This window comes from Neptuniibacter sp. UBA6509 (assembly GCA_002435145.1).
Classification (GTDB): Bacteria; Pseudomonadota; Gammaproteobacteria; order Pseudomonadales; family Balneatricaceae; genus Neptuniibacter.
Genome location: DJLT01000099.1, coordinates 1 through 19,483, shown reverse-complemented (window position 1 = coordinate 19,483; position 19,483 = coordinate 1). Strand labels below are relative to the sequence as shown.

Annotated in this window: 19 protein-coding genes; 14 read left to right on the top strand and 5 right to left on the bottom strand. The window is 43.3% G+C overall.

Going from position 1 to position 19,483, the window contains the following annotated elements; all coding sequences use genetic code 11:
• Positions 1 to 556: 556 nt before the first annotated feature.
• Positions 557 to 2,191 (bottom strand): sensor domain-containing protein, encoded by a 1,635-nt coding sequence (locus B4K11_RS12685; protein WP_292953094.1) that lies wholly within the window; start codon positions 2,189 to 2,191, stop codon positions 557 to 559.
• Between the two features lie 300 nt (positions 2,192 to 2,491).
• On the opposite strand from B4K11_RS12685, the gene B4K11_RS12680 reads away from it, so the two are divergent.
• Positions 2,492 to 3,598, top strand: coding sequence for an adenosylhomocysteinase (locus B4K11_RS12680; RefSeq protein WP_292953091.1), 1,107 nt, complete (start codon positions 2,492 to 2,494; stop codon positions 3,596 to 3,598).
• A gap of 82 nt (positions 3,599 to 3,680) precedes the next feature.
• Here B4K11_RS12680 and B4K11_RS12675 read toward each other — a convergent pair whose 3' ends face one another.
• Positions 3,681 to 5,879: a methyl-accepting chemotaxis protein gene (locus B4K11_RS12675; protein ID WP_292953088.1), complete on the bottom strand. Its 2,199-nt coding sequence runs from the start codon at positions 5,877 to 5,879 to the stop codon at positions 3,681 to 3,683.
• Between the two features lie 258 nt (positions 5,880 to 6,137).
• Between B4K11_RS12675 and B4K11_RS12670 the strand changes: the two genes are divergently transcribed.
• Positions 6,138 to 6,656 (top strand): RNA methyltransferase, encoded by a 519-nt coding sequence (locus B4K11_RS12670; protein ID WP_292953085.1) that lies wholly within the window; start codon positions 6,138 to 6,140, stop codon positions 6,654 to 6,656.
• A gap of 91 nt (positions 6,657 to 6,747) precedes the next feature.
• On the opposite strand, the gene B4K11_RS12665 is transcribed toward B4K11_RS12670, so the two are convergent.
• Positions 6,748 to 7,332 carry a YecA family protein gene (locus B4K11_RS12665; protein ID WP_292953082.1) on the bottom strand — a complete coding sequence of 195 codons (585 nt, stop codon included), beginning with the start codon at positions 7,330 to 7,332 and terminating at the stop codon, positions 6,748 to 6,750.
• A gap of 215 nt (positions 7,333 to 7,547) precedes the next feature.
• Here B4K11_RS12665 and recQ point away from each other — a divergent pair, with 215 nt between their 5' ends.
• From recQ to B4K11_RS12640, 5 genes are all read left to right on the top strand, one after another.
• On the top strand, positions 7,548 to 9,671 hold the full coding sequence (gene recQ / locus B4K11_RS12660) for a DNA helicase RecQ (protein ID WP_292953080.1): 2,124 nt from the start codon (positions 7,548 to 7,550) through the stop codon (positions 9,669 to 9,671).
• Positions 9,672 to 9,684: 13 nt separating this feature from the next.
• Entirely contained in the window at positions 9,685 to 10,101 is a 417-nt protein-coding gene (locus tag B4K11_RS12655; RefSeq protein ID WP_292953077.1) for a YqaA family protein, read from the top strand.
• Positions 10,102 to 10,609: 508 nt separating this feature from the next.
• Positions 10,610 to 10,813, top strand: coding sequence for a type II toxin-antitoxin system RelE/ParE family toxin (locus tag B4K11_RS12650; protein ID WP_349675805.1), 204 nt, complete (start codon positions 10,610 to 10,612; stop codon positions 10,811 to 10,813).
• Between the two features lie 7 nt (positions 10,814 to 10,820).
• Positions 10,821 to 11,138 carry a HigA family addiction module antitoxin gene (locus B4K11_RS12645; protein ID WP_292953074.1) on the top strand — a complete coding sequence of 106 codons (318 nt, stop codon included), beginning with the start codon at positions 10,821 to 10,823 and terminating at the stop codon, positions 11,136 to 11,138.
• An 82-nt stretch (positions 11,139 to 11,220) separates the two neighbouring features.
• A complete protein-coding gene (locus B4K11_RS12640; RefSeq protein WP_292953071.1) occupies positions 11,221 to 12,009 on the top strand; it encodes a hypothetical protein in 789 nt (262 codons plus the stop codon).
• Between the two features lie 18 nt (positions 12,010 to 12,027).
• On the opposite strand, the gene B4K11_RS12635 is transcribed toward B4K11_RS12640, so the two are convergent.
• Positions 12,028 to 12,513, bottom strand: a complete 486-nt coding sequence (locus B4K11_RS12635; RefSeq protein WP_292953068.1) for a DUF302 domain-containing protein — start codon at positions 12,511 to 12,513, stop codon at positions 12,028 to 12,030.
• 118 nt (positions 12,514 to 12,631) lie between these two features.
• Between B4K11_RS12635 and ttcA the strand changes: the two genes are divergently transcribed.
• From ttcA to B4K11_RS12605, 6 genes are all read left to right on the top strand, one after another.
• Positions 12,632 to 13,594, top strand: a complete 963-nt coding sequence (ttcA, locus tag B4K11_RS12630) for a tRNA 2-thiocytidine(32) synthetase TtcA (RefSeq protein WP_292953065.1) — start codon at positions 12,632 to 12,634, stop codon at positions 13,592 to 13,594.
• A gap of 112 nt (positions 13,595 to 13,706) precedes the next feature.
• Positions 13,707 to 14,783 carry a GlxA family transcriptional regulator gene (locus tag B4K11_RS12625; RefSeq protein WP_292953062.1) on the top strand — a complete coding sequence of 359 codons (1,077 nt, stop codon included), beginning with the start codon at positions 13,707 to 13,709 and terminating at the stop codon, positions 14,781 to 14,783.
• Positions 14,780 to 15,958: an MFS transporter gene (locus B4K11_RS12620; protein ID WP_292953059.1), complete on the top strand. Its 1,179-nt coding sequence runs from the start codon at positions 14,780 to 14,782 to the stop codon at positions 15,956 to 15,958. Before B4K11_RS12625 ends, B4K11_RS12620 begins: the two co-directional genes overlap by 4 nt.
• Positions 15,959 to 16,024: 66 nt before the next feature.
• The gene (locus B4K11_RS12615) at positions 16,025 to 16,858 is read left to right on the top strand and encodes a class II glutamine amidotransferase (RefSeq protein WP_292953056.1); all 834 of its coding nucleotides are present in this window, start codon (positions 16,025 to 16,027) and stop codon (positions 16,856 to 16,858) included.
• A 359-nt stretch (positions 16,859 to 17,217) separates the two neighbouring features.
• Positions 17,218 to 18,267, top strand: a complete 1,050-nt coding sequence (locus B4K11_RS12610) for a sensor domain-containing diguanylate cyclase (RefSeq protein ID WP_292953053.1) — start codon at positions 17,218 to 17,220, stop codon at positions 18,265 to 18,267.
• Positions 18,268 to 18,314: 47 nt separating this feature from the next.
• Positions 18,315 to 18,512 carry a hypothetical protein gene (locus tag B4K11_RS12605; protein WP_292953050.1) on the top strand — a complete coding sequence of 66 codons (198 nt, stop codon included), beginning with the start codon at positions 18,315 to 18,317 and terminating at the stop codon, positions 18,510 to 18,512.
• 98 nt (positions 18,513 to 18,610) lie between these two features.
• On the opposite strand, the gene B4K11_RS12600 is transcribed toward B4K11_RS12605, so the two are convergent.
• Entirely contained in the window at positions 18,611 to 18,778 is a 168-nt protein-coding gene (locus B4K11_RS12600; protein WP_292953047.1) for a hypothetical protein, read from the bottom strand.
• A 226-nt stretch (positions 18,779 to 19,004) separates the two neighbouring features.
• Here B4K11_RS12600 and B4K11_RS12595 point away from each other — a divergent pair.
• A partial coding sequence (locus B4K11_RS12595) for an exodeoxyribonuclease V subunit gamma (protein WP_292959409.1) occupies positions 19,005 to 19,483 on the top strand: 479 nt, incomplete at its 3' end.

Genomic DNA, 19,483 nt, shown 5'->3' with positions numbered 1-19,483 from the left:
AAGCAGATAATGTGCCATTTTTTATATTGTAGGAAGCCGCTCTGCGCGTGAGAGGTTAGAGTCTCGTTGGCAGAATACGCCCCTTGGGTGCTATTTCAGGATTTCTTCAGCGGGCCGTTTATCATTCGCTCACGGGGTGAGCTCCTACAGGGGGAGTTTTCCCGTAGCATTTTTTGTTTTGTAGGAAGCCGCCCCTCGCGCGAGGTTTTAGGTCTTGTTGGAAGCCACCCCGTGCGCGAGGTTTTTAATGGGTAAGAAATCGATCTTCTGTGCCATTTCAGGATTTCTTCAGTGGGCCGTTTATCATTCGCTCACGGGGTGAGCTCCTACAGGGGCCGGGTGCAGGAAGCCGCCCCGGCGCGAGATTTTGGGTTGTGGGTCTTGTTGGAAGCCGCCCTGCGTGCGAGGTTTTAGGTCTTGTTGGAAGCCACCCCGTGCGCGAGGTTTTTAATGGGTAAGAAATCGATCTTCTGTGCTATTTCAGGATATCTTCAGCGGGCCGTGTGTCATTAGCTCAAAGCACCCATGCGGGCATAAAGGCTGAGCTCCTACAGGCTCAGCTTTCACTAATTAGGTAATGCAGGTTTGGATCCCGTTTGGCTTTGTACATCGCTTCATCTGCTTTGTGGACTAGTTCTTCTGCGGTGCCGGCGTTAGATGGGAAGATGCTTATGCCGATACTCGCTGAGATGGTAGGTCGTCTGTTGTTACCTAAATCTAGTTCAGCCTGAAGATTGCTAAGGACCTTTTCTGCAATGATGTTAGCTTGTGATTTGTTTTCAATATTGACCAATGCGACAAACTCATCACCACCTAACCTAGCAAGCGTATCACTGGAACGGAACTGCTTTTTCAAACGGTTTGCAACTTGGATAAGGGCTTTGTCTCCAGTGCTGTGGCCGTATTGATCATTGATCGGTTTAAAGTTATTTAGATCAATATAAAACACTGCCAATTGAGTAAATTGTCGCTCGGCCCGGATAAGCGCGCTTTCTAAGCGAGAGAAAAATAAACGTCGGTTAGGCAAACCAGTCAGCGCATCTTGGTAAGCTTTATCTTTGAGGTTATCAGCAAAGCTTTGATGGGTCCCTTCATCACGAATCATAAGTACATACTTATCTGCCTGACGAGCTTGCCCTTGCACAAGGTTTACCGTGGCGAGATGACTATCGTGGTCGTTACTATAGACTTCACCGCACCAGTTACCATTTTCTATCGAGAGTGAATTGAGGTCTTGTAGGTTGGCCTCAGCGCAGTAAAAGATATCGCTAATATGTTGGCTTTTATCTTTGTTTTGTAGGTTTGGGAATTGGTTTTGTGCAGCATCATTACTTGAGATGATTAAGCCTGTTTCCTCCAAAATAATGCAGGGGTCTGGTGTGGAGTCAAAGACTAACGCGGCCATAAGTAGTTTTTGTTCGGCTTCCCGTTCGTAGGTGACGTTTCGTCCGACACCTAAAATACCTAGGTCTGTATTGTTCTCGTTAATCAGGGGCATCTTGTGCATATCTAATAAACGTCTACGGCCGTCTTGGTAGGTGACCCACTCATCATCGCGTTGTGCATCATGGTTGTTTCTAACTTCGGCGTCACGTTGCGCTATATATTTTGCCGAGGCTTTAGACATTAATTCATAATCAGTCTTTCCTATGATCTGCTCTTTGGATAGACCAAGAAACTCAGCAAAGCTTTTATTACATGTTTGATAAACACCGCTAGGTGTTTTGGTGAATATGAAGTCGGGGATAGAGTCGATAATTGTATTAAGCAGTTGTCGCTCATTGTGGAGTGCTTCATTAGCTTTGACCGTTTCTGTTATATCTCTTACTACTACAGCAACCCCGTCGCCTTCTGTTAGCGGGCCTGAGTAGATCGTATGCATGCTATCTAGGTTTCGGATTTCTCCAGTATGGTTAGGCCTGCTAAATTGGAAGTGAACATATTCTCCAGCTAAGGTTTTGTCTAAGGCGGGTTTAATGGCGTCTTTAAAGACATCTTCCCCGTGAACTTCTGAAACGCTTTTACCTAGAATATCCTGCTGAGTACAGCCAAAGAAGATCTCATAACCGCGGCTGATAGCCCGGTAGATATAGTTTTTATCAACAATAGAGACAAGGTCATCAGTATGACGTAGAAGGGATGACTCTATTGATTGGTTATTAGCCGAATCTAGCTCTGACTTTGACTTCATATACACCGCTATAGCAGATGAAAAACTATCATGACTTTCTACTTTATCATGCGCTCAACTGACTGATGCTTATACAGTAGCATAACGCTAAATTTGAAAGCAGTGAAATTCCCACATCCTATTTTGTGCTAAAGAATGAAGTATCCACGTTTTCATGGTCATTTCGGATAGGTGTCGTTTTATATATTAATAAAGAGTGAGAGAGTAAAACAGTCGTTTGATTAAAACAATTGTTTGTACTTTCTTTGTGTAATCTTTTACACAGGGGAAATTTGTATTTAGATCTATAGGAGTAAGACCATGAATCCCCTGTTCATCAAAGGATGTCATTTTTTTGAAGAGATCCAGCCGCCAGAAATAACAAATCTGAGTTTGGTTGTGGTGACGCATCTTTTAGATACCCCCACGATTTACCTCGACTGTTTAGAACGCTTTGCTAATGTTTCTATGGTACTGCCTAAGCCTAAAAGTATTAGCCGTAAAACGTTAAGTATGGTTGATGAACGCTATCATGTGGTGATTAAGAAGCGTTCACAGATATCGTCTCCAGATGTTGCAGCGGCGACTATTAACGATCACGTGCCGGAAGGGGATCTGATTGTGGTTGATATTGGAGGTTACTTTTCTTCTTCGCTCAAGCAATTACCAGAGCGCTTAACATCTCGGTTATTGGGCGTGGTGGAGGTGACAGAGAATGGACATCAACGCTATCAGAACTTGTCGGATCTCCCTGTCCCGGTGCTTTCTATCGCGCGGAGCCCGTTGAAGGGGCCGGAAGATTATTTGACTGGCCAGTCCATTGTGTATTCGGCTGAAGCGTTAATGCGTGAATGCCATCATATTATGAACGGTGGGAATGCGGTGGTTTTTGGCTATGGAAAGATAGGCCGATCTATCGCTAAAGCCTTACATGAGAAAAATATAAATACGAAGGTGGTGGATATTGATCCTATTCGTGCGATAGAGGCGAAATCAAGAGGCTTTGATCTGATCAATAAAGAGGATGCTTTATTAAGTAGCGATGTGATCTTTTGTGCCACAGGAAATCAGTCTTTGAGCAACCATGATTTTAACCGTATCAAAAATGGCGCGTTTATTTTTTCCGTGACCTCTTCAGATGATGAGCTTGAGCTTACTCGGGCGGATAGCAACTTTGAGGTGAGTCCTGTCACTGAACATATTTCTCGTTATGAAAGGTTAGGGCAGTACTTTTATTTGGCTAATCGGGGTGATGCAATCAATTTTATACACAATGCGGAAGTCGGCCCTTATATCTATCTTGTTCAAGCGGAGGTGATCAAAGCGATTAATTACCTCTACGTTCATGAACTGAAAGCAGAGTTACAACCGCTCCCCAACACGGAAAGAAGAGAGTTAGCGCAACGTTGGCTGGCACATTTTGGGTAAAGCGTAGAGCAATGCTTTGAAGATGGAGCGATTGGTTTGATAACGGCAAGCTTTACTTATGTACAGCTTGCCTAATTCACTATTAGGTTTTAAAAAAAGATAGAGAATTTTTTACCTCACCGGCTTGGCTGGCTAAGTCAGAAGCCGTTGCTGCAAGTTCTTCTACGAGCGCGGAGTTCTGCTGGGTGGCTTCATCCAAACTGGATACGGTTTTGTTTATTTGCAAGACCCCCGTTGACTGTTCTTGCGTAGCGACAGAAACGGTATCAACTAACTCTTTAACTTCTTTCATGCAACCAATCAGTTCGTTTAGAACTTCACCAGAGTGCTGAACACGCTCTACGCCAACATTCACTCGTTTTACGCTATCGGTAATTAGACTCTTAATATTACCTGCGGCTGAGGCAGAACGCTGTGCTAGGTTCCGAACTTCGCTAGCGACAACCGCAAAGCTTCTACCGCTTTCCCCTGCGCGTGCGGCTTCTACTGCGGCATTTAATGCCAATAAATTGGTTTGGAAGGCGATCTCATCGATAACAATAATAATTTTGTCGATCTGCCCGCTGGCTTCTTGAATAGAATCCATCGCTTCAATTACTTTGCCTACGGATTGCTCACCTTCGAAAGCCGTTCTAGCCGCATTGTTGATCATATCTGCAACATTGCTGGTGTTAGCCGAGGTTTGCTGCACGGTTGCTGTGATCTCTTCCATGCTAGATGCAGTTTGATCAAGGCCGGAAGCTTGGCTCTCGGTACGTGCTTGAAGTGAATTGTTCGCGCTGGCAAGTTCATTGGCACTTGTCGCGACATTTTCTGATGAATTGTTAAGATCAGAGACGACACTGGTAAGTTTTTCTACCATGTTATTGGCATCGCCACATAGTTGGCCAAACACCCCTTTGTAGCTATTATCTAAGCGGTTACTTAAATCGCCTTGTGACATCTTACTAAGCATAGACACAACATCATGAAGGGCTGTGTCGGTGACCTCCATCAAATCATTGAGCTCCGAAGCTAGTCTTTTAAAGAAACCACTCTTATCAGATAAATCGATTCGATTTGTTAAATTACCATGAGCGGCTTCGGAGACAAGGGTTTGTATTTGGTCTTCGATATCTCGTTCTTCAGTAATGTCCTCCCATTCAACAACGAAGCCTTCATGTTGACCATTATCTATAACGGGAGTCACGATTTGAATCATAATGCGGCCACCGAGATCTATTTCCGCTGTATAAGTGGATGTCAGTGTTGCCAGCAGACTACGCTGTTTTTCTGGTTTGTAATGGAACTGATCAATATTACTGCCAACTAAGGTGTGTGGATCAAAATTAGGTAATTGGGTTTGAATGGCGTCAGTGGCTTTCTCCATCATTTCAACCAATGCATCGTTATGGTAGATGATGTTCAGATTCTTATCGGCAACCATTACGTTTGCATGGCACACATCTAATGCTTTTTTGATACGCCCGTTGTCGGTGGCTATCGCTCTTTCTTCAGCTGCTTTGGCTTGTAATTTTTCTATCAACTCATTTAGCGCAAAATACGTTTGACCTATCTCATTCTGAGGAAGGTCCTGATGTGAAATTGGCTGGATTTCATTGTCACCTTGGCTGGCTAAGCTTTTTACAGTGTCACGCAGTTTGTATAGCGGATTTATAATGGCAGAGCGTGTAAAGCGGAGCGCCAATAAGGTAAATAAACAACACCCTAAAAAAACGGCCAATACTGTTAACTGGCTCTGCTTTGAACTTTCAACTGCATGCTGTAGATCGGCATTGACAGTTTTAGTGATGCGTTGCACTGCTGTATCGACTTGGATATTGATTGCGCTAGCAGCATCATCAAAGCTTGACATCATTCTGTTACCACCGGCTGGGCCTTGCTCGACATAAGCGGTGGCCATGCTGATGCCCGTTTGATAGTAGTTATCGAATATAGGTTTAAGCGTTTGGTAATCACTTTTATGTTGGGGGTCTAACTGGCTGATGCTATCAATGATTTTGTGGAATTTTTCTGCCTGTTCTTTAGCTACGTCAAAGCCGTCATTCAATCCGTCTAAGCCCCGTGTGGCGCTTATGTCTGTTAGCCATTGCTGAACTTGAACAACAGACATCTGGAGATCTTTGGCTTTGAGAAGCAACGGAAGCTTCTGGTTCATCAGTTTTGATGATTCTTCCGTAACGTTATTTGTTTGATAAAAAAGTATTCCTGCTTGCACAAGAAGAAGAGCAATGAATACGCCTAATAGTTGGTAGACCTTGGTTGAGATGTTTGTATTCATTTGTTTTGTCCTGTCACTAATAAAGCCAGAAGAGAGATATAGAGTAATGGTTCATGAAAAGTAAGGGAACTTATTATTCACATAAAACTTATCTATTTAAGTCGTAGATTAGCTGGTTTGATATCGAACACGCTCTTGCTTTCCCTATATAGAATTAGTTAGATCCCCTTTAAAAGAATCCCGTCATCACTTGTGATGTCGCTAGCGGATTAAATACTATAAAATTCCGCCTACCATTTTTTGCTAAAGCCAGATGTGATGCCAGAGATACGACAAGCCCATATTGGATTAACTGACCCTAAAAGCCCGGAAAATGTTGGTGCTGTTATGAGAGCGGTGGGGTGCTATAACGCCCAATCTGTTACTTATACAGGGAATCGTTTTAATAAGGCGACTGAGCACGGACGCCGCTTACAGACTGATACTCGTAAAGCCGCAGAGCGTATTCCGCTTGATCATGTTGAGTCGTTTAAACAATCACTGCCTAAAGGTGCAAGACCTGTTGCTATAGAACTGGTTGAAGGCGCTACATCGTTGATCGATTATAAGCACCCTGAAAATGCGTATTACATTTTTGGTCCTGAAGATCGCTCAATTGATAAAGATATAGTCGCTTGGTGTGAAGATGTTATCTACATTCCGACGGTGGGATGCATGAACTTAGCCGCGACAGTCAATGTGGTATTGTATGATCGCATTGCTAAGCTGGGGCCGAATGATCAAGGCGATGGTTTAATTCGCCAATCTAGAGATCGAAATAATCAATTAAAGGTTTGATGAGTTACTTTATTGACTGGAGGTAAGTAGATCGTACAGGTCGCGCTTACGAGCTGCGCAACCTGTACTTAGTATTATCTAATGCTTTTGCTTACTTTTCTGGTGCATGGAAGTGAAGGTAAAGATCTACTAACAGCTCAGGGATCTGTGAGCACATCTCTGCGCATAAGTTCTCATCATCACGAATCTTAGCGATGTCAGCTTCTTCAAATAGCTCCGATGCGACCATAACGGGTAGTAGCATTTGGGCAACATCATCGTCAGCTTTGTTCGCAAACCAATTATCTTCCTGTGTGAATACACCTTCCATAAAGGCTTGTGACCACCACGCTAATGGTGCGATATCTTCATCTTCTTCAGGATCTAATGACAGTTCACATGGAAGATCGATCTCACCATCGCGATAGAAGTTAGCGCCGATGCTGCTGTAGAAGCGTTTTAGAAGAGACATAATCTCAACCTGCTGTGCTTCTGATTCCCACTTTGGCGTCTCATCGAAAACAAGCTCTAACCAGGTCTCTTCTGCTAGAGGTGCTGGGCTGATATTTAAAGCACAAAACAGGCCGTGCACACCGATAAGGTCAAGGCAGTCTTCGGATACATGGTCTGAATAGAGGAAATCATCCAGCTTATCCAATTCTGAGTCGGTCAGGGTATTCGCTGCAGTAAGTGACATGAAAATATTCCATAAAAGATTATGAGCTCGATTTTATCCTGTTTAGGAACCTACGAACAAGTCCTAAGCCTGAGGTGCTTGAAACTTATTCGTAGGTTCCTTAGTCATATTTAGCAGCAGCTTTGTTGCATTGAAGGCAGGTTTATATGGAGTTATTCGCGGCTTGCTCCGCTATTTGAGTGACAAATTGGGTGGCTTTCTGGATAATCCGGCGCATGACTCCTACTGCCCTGCAAATCCTTCAAGACGTATTCGGTTACGATCAGTTTCGTGAGCCCCAAGCCGAGGTGGTTGATACCCTCGTTAATGGCTCCGATGCTTTAGTGGTTGTTCCTACCGGGGGCGGCAAATCACTGTGCTACCAATTACCTGCGTTAATGCGTTCAGGAACGGCAATCGTCGTCTCGCCTTTAATCGCATTGATGCAAGATCAAGTGACTGCATTATCTCAATGGGGGATACGAGCCGGTTGCCTCAATTCCAGTATGGATTTCTCATTAATAAATGAGATGGAGCACCAGCTTCGTTCGGGAGGACTTGATCTACTTTATATTGCGCCTGAACGATTGCTTCAGCCGCGAACCTTATCTCTGCTCAAAGAGTGTGAAATTGCGTTGTTTGCGATTGATGAAGCGCACTGCGTTTCTCAATGGGGGCATGATTTCCGTCCCGAATACCTACAATTGAGCCAGCTAGCGGAATTGTTTCCCGGCGTGCCACGAATTGCACTGACCGCAACCGCTGATCAGCGTACCCAAGAAGAGATAGTCGATCGACTTGGGCTAAATAATCCCGTTGAGTTTATTCAGGGGTTTGATCGTCCGAATATACGTTATCGAATCGGTCAAAAGGATAAGGCAAAACAACAGCTGCTTAAGTTTCTCAAAAATGAGCACCCCAAAGCTTCAGGCATAGTGTATTGCTTGTCACGCAAACGTGTTGAAGATACGGCTGCATGGTTAGCAGAGCAGGGTTTCAATGCGTTGCCTTATCATGCGGGTCTACGTGCCGATCTACGTAGCCATAATCAGCACCGTTTTCTAACTGAAGAAAACATCCTTATGGTGGCCACTGTTGCGTTTGGTATGGGCATCGATAAACCGAATGTACGTTTTGTTGCTCATTTAGATCTGCCTAAAAGCATCGAAGCCTACTATCAAGAAACGGGGCGAGCCGGTCGTGATGGTCAACCCGCTGATGCCTGGATGGTTTATGGCCTGCAAGATGTAATCTTCCTGCGTCAGATGTTAGAAGGTTCTCAAGCGCCTGTAGAGCAGAAAATTGTTGAACAACAAAAGCTTGAAGCGATGTTAGGTTTATGTGAAATCACCACTTGCCGGCGACAAGTCTTATTGAGCTATTTTGGTGAATCGGAACATGAGCCTTGTGGCAATTGTGATACCTGTTTAGAACCCGTTCCAGTATGGGATGGTACGGAAGCGGCTAGAAAGGCATTGTCTGCGGTCTATCGTTCGGGTCAGAGTTTTGGTGTTAATCATGTGGTTGATATCTTATTAGGTAAGCCAAATGAGAAAACCGAGCGTTTCCAGCATCATAAGTTATCAACATGGGGTATTGGTAAAGATCTAGATAAAAACCAGTGGCGTTCAGTATTTCGCCAGCTCGTTGCCCGTGGGCATTTAGGCGTTAATGTTGATCAGCATGGTGTGCTTCATCTTACGGATCGTTGTCGACCTTTATTAAAAGGCGAAGAATCGATCCAACTGCGTAAAGATCAGCGTCAGCACACCCCATACCGTAAGAACCAAGTACCTCAGAGTAAATTAGAGGCGGAAGATTATACCTTATGGAATGATCTTAAAGAGGTACGTAAACGGTTATCGAAAGAGCAGGATGTGCCTCCTTATGTGATCTTCCATGATGCGACGTTGATGGAGATGGTGATGTACCGCCCGCAAACGCCGGATCAATTTAGACGTTTAAATGGTGTCGGTGAGCGTAAACTCGATCTGTACGGTGCTGAGTTTATTCAAGCGATTGAAGCCCATGAAGACAGTGGTAAAGATGAAGTAGCAACACAAGCGCAGGAGTCAGTGCTTCTCTACAAAACGGGCATGACAGTTGACCAAGTTTCTCGTCAGCAGCATCTTTCGGTGAATGCTATTTATGCTCATCTTGCTCAATCCATTGCGAAAGGTGAGTTACCGGTTAAAGATGTAGTGGAATTGCCGGATAACGAATTTAAAAATATTGAACAGACTATATTGGATTGCCAATCAGAGTTTGGCCAAGCACTCAAACCTGTTCATGAGGCGTTAGCCGGTGTGTATGAGATGGGTGTTTTGCGTTGTATCAAAGCGGGGATGGATGCTTCGTGAGTGATAGATACTGATGGATGATTTGAGTTTAACGGCACTATTCGTAAGTGGCTTTATATCCGCTACGTTGCTGCCCGGAGGCTCAGAGGTTTTATTGGCGTGGCAGCTCAATGAAGGTATTCATTCACCTTTACACTTGTGGCTAGCTGTAACGGCAGGGAATGCTTTAGGTGGTGTTGTTACTTTTTTAATGGGGTGGGGAATCGCCCATTACTTTCCTTTAAAGTCCTTTTCTAAACCGAGGCAACAGCAGGCCCAACGGTGGTTAACTCAATATGGCCCATTTGCTCTGCTTATGTCATGGGTGCCTCTCATCGGTGACCCTTTGTGCTTCATGGCGGGTTGGCTCAAAACCCGTTTTCTTTTAAGTCTCTTGATGATTACACTGGGTAAAGCAATACGCTATTTACTGATTGTTGGGTTTTTTTAAATTCATTTTAGCCCTTTGCTGTCGATTTAAAATGCTCATTTAGGTTCCTTAAATGGAATCACTCTTTATGAGAATTGCTGGGTAAGTATCTACGGATTGGGCGATTATTTTTCTTTTGTTTGTATCGTGTATCGATACAGGCTACTATTTGTTTATGATTAAATCTTTCAAGGATGATTGGCTTTCTGAATATTATTGGAAAGCAGTTAATCATCGAAAAATACAGAAGGCTATAGAGAAAAGCTTGCAACGTAAGTTGGGGAACCTACGAATAAGTCCCAAGCACCTCAGGCTTACTGAGCGGTTCAAGTTCAAGGCAACGATTACAGACATGCTGGTTGCCTGTCGAAAATTGTTAACGACGAAATTGGATCGCTCTGGAAGCCCCATAGGGTGGACATTAAATTGACTTTCTGCCTTGTCAGGCAGCTTGAAAAGGACTCGTCATTTCACCGCGCTACCTTTCGCGCATTAAGCCAATTTACTGTCCACTGAGAAAGCTTAGGGCTTGTTCGTAGGTTCCTTGGATTTTATCCATGTTGCCTGTGCAGAGTGTGATTTATTGATACCTCCGGGTAATAGGTTTGAGCATCTAAGTGGCAACCTAGAAGGTTGGTGTTCTATTCGTGTTAACAAACAATATCGATTGATTTTTAAATGGGAAGCGGGGAAGGCATCCGATGTGTACCTTGATCCGCATACTTATAAGTGAGGTAGGTATGACTTCTGAATTTCGTATACCTGGTCATGAGCCAACAAGTGTAGGAGTAATGTTAAGAGAGGATTTTTTAGAACCTCTTGATATTACACAGGGGCAGTTGGCCGAGGCTATGGGTGTTGGTCGGAAAACAGTTAATGAACTGTGTGGTAATAAGCGTGCGATTACAGTAGAGACTGCATTTTTGTTAGCTAAAGTGTTGGGCACTACACCAGAATTTTGGATCAATCTTCAAATTATTAATAATATTTGGGGCGCGCAGCATAATGAAAAGATGCAAGAATTGTTAAAAAAGGCGACCGTTTTAGTCGCTGCCTGAATAGAATTCCATTGATACTGCACACTTTCAGGTCTTTCCAATTTACTTTAGATGACTATGGAGAGTCGCCAGATGAGGGAATATGTCACAACGTAGCTTATGGGGAAAATTGAGATTAATCTTTCTTATTGCTGTGCTTATTATCGTGGCGTTGAATGCCTGGCTGTCTAAAGTGAGGACAACGGATTGGCAAGAACCTTTATGGCTGATTATTTATCCGATTAACGCCGATAGACGTTCTGATACTCAGTTATTTATCAATGCCTTAGAGCGAGAGCATTTTGAAGATATTGAGATTTTCATCAATCGTGAAGCCCAACGTTACGGGGTTAAGTTAGAGCGCCCCATCGAAGTTTATCTAGCGCCGCTTGTGGATGGCATTCTGCCTAAACCTCCTAAAAATGCCAGTATTCTAGAAAGCGTATTATGGAGCTTACAGATGCGTTACTGGGCCTGGGTGCATGATAGCTGGGAAGGACCTAAACCAGATATTAAGGTCTATTTAAAACTCTTTTCTATTCAAAATACACAAGTGCTTGAGCACTCTTTAGGGCTGCAAAAGGGCATGATCGGTGTGGTTAATGGTTTTGCGAGTATCGATTATCAAGCGCAAAATGGTTTTGTGATCACCCACGAACTTTTACACACGTTAGGGGCAAGTGACAAATATGATCTGTCGACTAATCAGCCGTTGTGGCCGCATGGTTATGCTGCGCCGGGCTTAGAGCCTTTACTTCCTCAAAATAAAGCTGAAATTATGGGTGGTAGGGTTCCTATAAACAGAACCGAATCGGTCATGCCTGATAGCTTGCAGGATGTTATTGTCGGAGAGCAAACGGCTCAAGAGATTAACTGGAAGAGTGCGCAGTAAATCTCTTGAGTTTAATGGTTAATTGTCAGTTTGAGCTTGCTTAAGCGCTTTTACGATATCGTTTTCTAACTCTAATAGAATATCTTGCGCAGGACTTTCTGGTTTAAGTTGGCCAGGTCTCAGAAACATCAGCTCGGTTTGGTTGTTTTTGTGAAGTAGCGTAACTGATAGAGGACATAAAGCAGCCATTTCAGGGTCTTTGTTGAGTACTTGGTTTACGTACCAAGGGTTGCAAAATACGATGCTGCGAACGGCTTCAAACCCATTCTTATTATAATCTTCTCCCCAGCGCTCTTTAAAGCTTGAGATTGAACGTCCAATATTGGGCTCAAAGATAACGTAAAAGCGGTTATCTTCCAGAGCTTGGCTCACTTTGTCATAGTTGGAGTCAAAATCACCTTTATAGGTAAGCTTGAGAACAGGAGACGCGAATGACAGTGTGCTCATGCATAACATGAATACGCTGATACAAAGAGATACAAGTTTAGATGTTGGGTTTGTCATCCTTAATGTCCTTTTCTACCGTAACTAAATTGGAAACTCGATACTAAAGTGTATCACTTCAACGGTTGATGTATAATCCGCGTCCTTATATTACTGATAGTCTATGGCCGCGCCGAACATGAACCAGAACAGCACCCCTGAATCAAAAGATCCTACTGCTGAAGAGCTGCAAGCAGCTGAGCAGAAAAAGCTTCGTATCCGTCAGAATAAACTGCAGAAACGCCTTCGCAGGGAGATGGGTAAAGCGATCGAGGATTTTAATATGATTGAGGAGGGCGACAAGGTTATGGTCTGCCTTTCTGGAGGTAAAGACTCCTACGCAATGCTGGATATTCTCATGAATCTACAGCGGAGTGCGCCGGTCAACTTTGAACTCGTCGCTGTTAATTTGGATCAAAAGCAGCCGGGTTTTCCAGAAGATATTCTTCCTGCTTATCTAGAATCTATTGGTGTGCCTTTCCATATTCTTGAGCGAGATACTTATTCGATCGTTAAAGAAGTGGTGCCGGAAGGGAAAACTACCTGTGCATTATGTTCTCGACTTCGCCGTGGTTCGCTTTATGGCTTTGCCGAAGAGATTGGCGCAACAAAAATTGCTTTAGGCCATCATCGTGATGATATTTTAGAGACACTTTTCTTGAACATGTTTTATGGCGGAAAGCTTAAATCGATGCCACCGAAGCTTGTATCTGATGATGGTAAAAATACGGTTATCAGGCCTTTGGCTTATGCGCGTGAAAAAGATATTGAAGCGTTTGCTGAGCTCAAAGGTTTCCCTATCATCCCTTGTAATTTATGTGGGTCGCAGGAAAATCTACAGCGCCAAGTCATCAAAGAGATGCTGCAAACATGGGATAAAAAATTCCCGGGTCGTATCGAAACCATGTTCCGTTCATTGCAGCATGTCGTTCCTTCCCATTTGGCAGATACGGAACTGTTTGATTTTAAAGGTCTTCAACAGGGATATGCTCACGGTATTGTACCGGGTACTGAAACAGCCCATCGCCCTGAAACCCCAGCCGATCCAGCCAATGCGGTACAAAGCTTCAATCCTGAGAAGATTGATCTGTTGTCTTTGTAAGCATAATTTAGTGAAGATAATGTCCTAAATTGACGGATATGAGTCATTGAGGACATTGCGCTTCTAAGGGATACTGTTTGACATAGTTCAGCCATCCTTTTTAGGAGCGCTCATGAAAACAGTTGCGGCCTTAGGCTTTAATAATTGTCAGGTGTTAGATCTGACAGGACCCTTGCAGGTATTCTCTTCTGCGAACTCCGCGTTAGGTTATCAAGCCTACCAGCTTCAAGTTCTTGGTTTAGATACTGATCCTATTGTGACCAATTCAGGCATTAAAATTCTGCCTGATGCTGTCTATTCTGATATTCAACATGTCGATACGCTTCTTCTGTCCGGTGGACGAGGGGTGTTTCCTTTACTCGACAACCAGCCTCTTATTCAATGGGTCCAAGATGCATCATACCAAGTAAATCGAATTGCTTCGGTGTGCAGTGGCGCTTTCCTGCTAGCTGAAGCTGGGCTTTTACAGGGGAAAAAAGCGGTCACCCATTGGAAAGCATGTAAACGTTTGGCAAAAGACTATGAAGCTATTGAGGTCGAAGCCGATGCTATTTGGTTGCAAGAGGGCAATCTGTATACCTCGGCGGGTGTGACGTCTGGAATTGATCTGGCGCTTGCCTTAGTTGAGGAGGATTTTGGTCATGCTATTGCAATGGATGTTGCGCGGGAATTGGTCGTGTTTGTTAAACGTCCAGGAGGGCAGGCTCAGTTCAGTTGGCAACTTGAAGCGCAAAATAAAGCGAGTGGGGCCGTCGCTAAAGCTCAAGCGTATATACAGAAAAACTTGAAAGAAAACTTGGGCTTAGAGAGCCTCGCTGAACATTGCTGTGTGAGTGAACGGCACTTATTTAGATTATTTAAGGAAAGTTGTGATTGCTCTCCTGCGGTATATATAGAAAACATGCGCCTAAACTTAGCGCAAGAACTGGTCAGTGAAAGTGATTTGAGTATAGAACAGGTTGCTCAGCGCAGTGGCTTTAGCTCTGCGGATAATCTACGTCGAGTATTTTTGCGTCGATTGGGTGTTAACCCTAGTGAATACCGAGATCGCTTTGGAAAACAGTATCAAGATCGGTCAGCAGCACCGACTTCTTTGGAGAGTGGCCCTCTTACTCTCGAAAGTACTGCTATGGAAAGTACTGCTATGGAAAGAATTGTGATGAAAGGTATAGGTAAGGAAAGCATATGAATAAGAATGTTTTTTTACTTTCTATCTGTCAGGCGCTACTTACGACAGGCAATGTATTGTTGGTGTCTGTAGTGGCTTTAATTGGCCAAAGCTTAGCGTCTAGCCCTGTCTTAACGACCTTTGCTGTTGCTACTCAGTTTATTGGCTTGATGATAGCGACGATTCCGGCGTCTCTGATTATGCGTCGTATAGGGCGTAAAAATGGTTTTTATCTAGGTAACTGCGTAGGGATCTCTGGGGCGTTAGTCTGTATGTATGCGCTTGATGAAAAGCTCTTTTATCTCTTTTCCGCAGGTACATTTTTATTAGGGGTCGGGATAGGTTTCGGCACCTTATATCGTTTTGCGGCGGTTGAGGTTTGCTCAGAAGCGCAAAAGAGTAAGGCTATCTCATTTGTGATGGCGGGTGGTGTTATTGCTGCTGTTGTTGGCCCTCAGCTGGCTGTTTACAGTCAGGATCTATTACCTGGTACGGCCTTTAGCGGTGCTTTTCTCGGTTTGTTTTGCCTTTACTCTATCGCATTATTAATGCTGTTTTTTACCCATATCCCTCATCAGCCTATGTCTGAAGTGAAAGAGGCACAACGGCCTTTAAAGCAGATCCTTATGCAGCCCGTATTCATTGTGGCGGTGATGGTTGCGATGGTGAGCTATGTCGTAATGAACCTATTGATGACCGCTACGCCTTTAGCCATGGCGCGTTGTGGATTCACTTTTTCACAAGCTGCGAATGTTATTGAGTGGCATGTTTTAGGTATGTTTGCGCCTTCATTTTTTACCGGAAGTTTGATTAACCGTTTTGGACTGTATCCTATGATGTACCTTGGAGCTGCCTTTATGCTGGGGTGCATTGGGATCAATCTGTTGGGTGTCAGTGAATGGCACTTTTGGACAGCGCTGTTGTTTTTGGGAATGGGTTGGAACTTTATGTTTATTAGTGCCACTCAGTTATTGACGGAGACTTATCGTCCTGCTGAAAAAGCCAAATCCCAAGCAGCGAATGAGTTTATTGTTTTTAGTATGGTGACGCTTTCTGCTCTTTCAGCCGGATGGTTAGAAGCTTCATTAGGTTGGCAAGCGATGAACTGGATTGTATTGCCTCTTATTCTTTGGGCGATTGCTATTCTTTACTTTATTGGTCGCACCGAGACTAAAAGTGCTAATCTCAGTTTATAGCTTTGGTCCTTCTATTCTAGAGATGAATGGGGCTGTTGATATTAACCTACAAAAGAATAGGTATAGATGGATTCCTCACCGCTTCTGTTTACGATACAGAGTTCGGCTCCAGTTAAAGTAGAGTTTGATTTAGAGCAGGGCTTGTTGAATAACTCGTCTATAAGCTCTCCTTTTAATTGCCAAGCTTTGGGTATTAGCTCTATTAGCGAGATGAACCCGCAACGGTATACCGCAATGGGTAGATCGGAAGTTGAGGGTCTAATGCAGCTTCATCAGAAAAATGGCTTTCTATCAAAGTGTTCTTCGGATTTATGGGCTGTAACTTTTTATCCCGACGAGCCTATTGAAGCGGCTGACATACAACCTTATTCTCGACCTCAGCGTGGTTCAAATTGTGTGTTTTCTATGTCGGGGGAGTTGCCTGGTATTCATGATGGAGAGCGTTTTCCTATTGGCGACCAGTGGCCGCTGAGTTGTAATGATCAAGAGCGTGCGTTTTGTTTGTTGCAGGAGCGAACAAGGAAACTATGGAAAGAGGGGCGGCCTGATCATGAGATGCGCTTAGCATTAATGGCTGACCATGCCGGTCGATTAGATAAATTAGGCCTGCATAACTTTATCCATTGGGATGGAGAGATGTTGTTTGCTTATTCATCTTTAAACGAAGGATTAGAGCCGCTTGTGTATAAGCAAATTTCAGGACGTAGCATTCAGCTTAAAGGAGAACTGCCTCTGACTATTACAGCTGAAGAAAATGCGGATACCCTTATCGTTGCTAGTCGCAGCCTTTTAAATGAGGGAGAGATGATTTCGCCAGGTTCTGTTTTATGCTTTGCTAATGGAATCTATGTAGATCGTTGTGATCCTGTTACATTTTGGAATACTCAAGATTATTTTTAGCTTGCCTTCTCTTTTCTATAATTACATTATAACGAAATATTCGTGGCCTCTAATGTATTTCTCGAGCGTGTTTCTCTTACTGTGACAGTCTTGCGCTAATCGCAAAAAGTTGTTTGAAAGGGTTTGGTTACAATTTATTTTTGCAACTGCGGCCTAAGTCTAAATTATTAGTTCTTGAACAGTTGTTATATTGTCTGACCTTAAAACGCAATGTTCTCCTTTATAATGCTGAATAATGGACTAAAGTTAATTATGGATAGCCGCATTGATGTGAAAGGTCGGACGGTTTGTCTGTTGTTATGATCTTTATCCACGTTTGAATTTGTATTCAAACTATTTTGCAGGTAGTTGTTGTTACTATGGAATCCAAAGTTAAACCGTTATCCAGTGCGCTGGACACAGTGGGTAATCAAGCTTCTTCAAATTTTACTGTTTCAAGCTCTTCTTCGGTTTGGAACAGCTCTGAGCACATGATGTTAAAAAAGGTGCTTGATCGCCTTGCATCACCCACCTTTATTATCGACAAAGATCATGTGATTCAGCACTGGAATTCTGCTTTAGAAAAACTCAGTGGTTACAGTCGTGAAGAGATGGTCGGAACACGCAATCATTGGAAACCCTTTTATTCCTCTCCTAGACCTTGCTTAGCGGATTTGATAGTTGAGGGGGGAAGGGATGAAGATGTTAAACACTACTATACAAATAAGTATACGCGATCAGGCTTGATTGAAGATGCTTATGAGGTAGAGGATTTTTTCCCAGAATGTGGTGCTGAAGGTGAATGGTTACACTTTACTGCATCTAGCATTATGAGTGATGACGGTGAGTTGATAGGTTCCCTTGAGACCTTTGAGATTATTAGCACGCGAAAAAAGGCTGAATTCGAACTTCTTGAGCGCGAGCGTATCTATAAAGAGTTAAGTATTACAGATAGCTTAACTGGACTTCATAATTCCCGTCATTTTTATGATCAGTTAGAACATGCATTGGAAACTGCTCGTCGCTATCAGCATATGTTCACCCTTTGTTTTTTTGATTTAGATGATTTTAAAAATCTGAATGATAGTTATGGCCATCTAATGGGTGACAAAGTTTTAGAAACGTTTGGGGCCTTAGTTAGGGCTTCCTTGCGCTCGATTGATAGCGGCTATCGTTATGGTGGAGAAGAGTTTGCCATATTATTGCCTTTGACAGATCTTGAAGGTGCAATGCTTGTTGCTGAGCGTGTGCGAGAGAGTTTAGATAGTTATCAGTTTAACTTACCAAGCGGAAAGAAATATCATTCAACTGCAAGTATTGGTGTCACCGCGTTTGTCACAGGAGATAATGTGCAGACAATCATGAGCCGTGCTGATCAGGGGCTTTATAAAGCCAAAAAACAGGGTAAAAACTGCATCGTAGCGGTTTAACCTTTTCTCTCTCTGTGTAATGATTCGTCTCCTTAAATGGAGAGAATATGAAGAGTTACCTTTTTTCTACAGATAATGATCGCGGTGGCGTAATTCTGTGTGATATCGATACATTGCCAGATGCCGTTGAATATCTTCAACAGCGCTTTAAAGGTGTGGTAAGGGTTGAGCAGGGCCGTGATTATTGGAGTGAAGAGGAGGGGTTTGGTAGCTTAGCGGTCCCAGACGAACCTTCGTCTAGTTGAATACTGTTATTTTATTATTCCAGGTTTACAGCTTCAAAGTTTACAGCTTCCAAGTTTACTGTCCTAAGTAAATTCTATTGATATTTTCTTGAGCTGCACTATTTAGAACTATGAGACTTTTGAGAACGTTTGTTTGCGTTTTTGTTGACTGTTTTTTCTTGTAGATTCTCATTACCACTTAAGACCTCATCACTACAGCTATCGTTCTTCTTATCAATACTGAAATGGGTGACGTCAATACACTGGATTTGGCTTTTTTTGACCATACTGTGCTCCAGATATTTAGGAGTGATTATTATTTTAAGAGCCAAGTCAGATTCAATGATTTTTTCCTGACAATGAAAGCGTAGTTCAGTACAGTGGTATTTCCTATTTTTAAATGGAAAACGAGTGCTCAGTTTTCTGCTTAATTAGTCTATAAGATTAATAAACTGAAGGGCTTTGGGAAATTAAGTTGAACTCATCATTAATGATTATTTCATCAGGGACAGAATGTTTCAGGTCTATCATTCAAACTCATTATTAGTACTTAAAGAGCTTCTGGTTGAGCTGATTCGGCGCGATCCGCTTGCAGATCCTTTCGAGGCTGAACAGATTTTAGTTCAAAGCCCAGGCATGGCGCAGTGGCTTAAACTCGAACTTGCTGCTTCATCTGGTATCGCAGCTTCGCTGGACTTTCCTTTACCCGCCTCGTTTCTATGGCGTTGTTTTTCGGATGTATTGGGTGATGTACCGGCTAGGTCTGCGTACAACAAGGAAGCGATGAGTTGGAAGTTTATGTTGTTACTTCCAGAACTGCTTGATAGGGAAGAGTTTGCCCCCTTAAGACACTATTTAGAAGATGATGAAGAGCAATATCGGCTCTATCAGCTATGCAATAAAGTGGCAGATATTTTCGACCAATATCTCGTTTATCGCCCTGATTGGATTGCTGATTGGGAGCGTGGCGGTAGTTTAGCGTCTGAACGCCA